The organism is Cupriavidus sp. CP313 (genome assembly GCF_054072015.1).
Genome location: NZ_JBSVZB010000081.1, coordinates 1 through 1,452 on the forward strand (window position 1 = coordinate 1; position 1,452 = coordinate 1,452).

Sequence of the window (1,452 nt, forward strand, 5' to 3'; positions counted from 1 at the left end):
GGCGGATTCAACCGGTCGTCGCAACACTAGATTGTTGAACAGATTTTAAGTATTCGTCCAGGGCTTCTGCGGGTGTCTTCCAACCAAGCGTTTTCCGCGGCCTGGTATTCAGTGCATTGGCAACGGCTTGGATCTCTCGAGCGCTCCACCGTGATAGGTCCGTGCCTTTTGGGAAGTATTGTCGCAGAAGGCCGTTCGTGTTCTCGTTCGTGCCACGCTGCCATGGACTGTGCGGGTCGGCGAAGAACACCTGTACTCCGGACTCAACGGTGAAGCGAGCATGATCGGATAGTTCCTTGCCACGATCCCAAGTCAATGACCGCCACAACTGGCTAGGCAAGTCCACCACGGTCTTCTTGAGCGCGTTGGCCATCGTGACAGCCCCGTAGCCGGCCAGTGCAGGGCCATTCTTCGTCCTGGGGATCAGCCCGTAGCCTTCCTCGCGAGGCAGGTGGACGAGCATGGTGAATCGGCTTGATCGCTCGACCAGCGTTCCGATTGCGGACCGGTTCAGGCCGATGATCAGGTCACCCTCCCAATGCCCTGGCACAGCACGATCCTCCGCTTCTGCAGGACGGCTAGAGATCATCACATCCTCGCTAACGTGCGCCCAGGTCTTGGCTTGTGCCCGGGCTCTCGGTACGCGCAACGCCCGCCCAGTGCGCAGGCAGCTGACCAACTCGCGCTTGAGAGCACCTCGGCCCTGGATATAGAGAGCCTGGTAAATGGCTTCGTGAGAGATGCGCATGGATTCGTCATCCGGGAAGTCGATCTGCAGCCGGTTGGAAATCTGTTCGGGCGACCAGCCATTGACCCATTTACGGTCACCGCGATGCGGTTTGTTTCTCCCTTTGAACTGCGATGGCCGAGGCCCAGAAATCTCGCCCCCATCCGCAGTGCGTACCTTGCCCTCCAAACGCTCTTGCACATAGTGGCGCAGCCGCGGGTTAGTCACCAGTTTCGACGGTTTGGGTCTTTTGGCAACCAGTTCCGCCTTCCACTGCGCAACCGAAGCCCGATACTCGAGCTTGCCGCCACGAGTCGCGGCGTTACGTGTCAGTTCCCGGGAGACCGTTGACGGGCTGCGTCCAATACGGCGAGCGATCTCGCGTACTCCTACGCCTTGCAGCGAAAGTAGCCCAATCTCTTCTCGTTCCGCGAACGACAAGTACCTCCCGGATATGGGGCTCGACATGAATAGTGGCATGCCGCCACTATGCCGGAACCAGCGAGTGCCTACTGCCTGCGACACGCCAACCGCCTCTGCAGCCTTCTCACTTGTAATCCCTGTCGCGATTTGCTCCCAAAATCGCCGTTCGGTCTCACGCCGATGCGACGGCGCACCTGGCGAACGCATCGCTTCTCGCCCTGTCAACTTCTGCATCCACCCCGCTGGTCGTCCCATAAACACCTCCTTGATTAAAGGTGTTGCGACGACCAGTTGATTTCGCC

1 protein-coding gene is annotated in these 1,452 nt (G+C 59.2%); it reads right to left on the reverse strand.

Annotated features, from left to right (window positions below; genetic code table 11):
* Positions 1-7 precede the first annotated feature (7 nt).
* Positions 8-1,384, reverse strand: a complete 1,377-nt coding sequence (locus ACW4E8_RS40950; protein WP_456809690.1) for an IS30 family transposase — start codon at positions 1,382-1,384, stop codon at positions 8-10.
* Between the last annotated feature and the right edge of the window lie 68 nt (positions 1,385-1,452).

Bases quoted from the DNA above. Each gene is read 5' to 3' on its own strand.
- ACW4E8_RS40950 (WP_456809690.1), bottom strand. From the start codon at position 1,384: ATGCAGAAGTTGACAGGGCGAGAAGCGATGCGTTCGCCAGGTGCGCCG.